The organism is Streptomyces sp. XM83C, from assembly GCF_023072675.1.
Lineage (GTDB): Bacteria > Actinomycetota > Actinomycetes > Streptomycetales > Streptomycetaceae > Streptomyces > Streptomyces thermocoprophilus.
In genome coordinates this window covers 1-294 of the sequence record NZ_JALLGL010000686.1, presented here as the reverse complement: position 1 = coordinate 294, position 294 = coordinate 1, and the positions used below count along the sequence as shown (strand labels likewise).

General features: G+C 63.3%; 1 pseudogene. It reads left to right on the top strand.

The features are described from left to right. A pseudogene (locus MTQ10_RS31070) lies at window positions 1-126 on the top strand (IS481 family transposase); the annotation flags it as partial. Window positions 127-294: the final 168 nt, after the last annotated feature.

Here is a 294-nt window from a genome sequence, read left to right as displayed (position 1 = left end):
GAACAACAACGACGCGACGCCTTCCCCGACTGGCTGCACACCTACAATCACCACCGCGGACACACCGCGCTGAAAGGCCAGCCACCCGCCAGCCGCGTTCCTAACCTCTCAGGGCAATACAGCTAGTTGCTGCTCGGGGCCCCATCCCGACAGAAGGGACACGCCCCGAATGAGAAGTGTGCATCGTGAAAACTGCACGTCAGGTGGGCTGGTGTGCGTAGGTGTCGGGACGCTCGGCCAGGTCCGGGGCGATAGTCCAGCGACAAGATCGTCGGTCATCAGCGGGCGACTTCC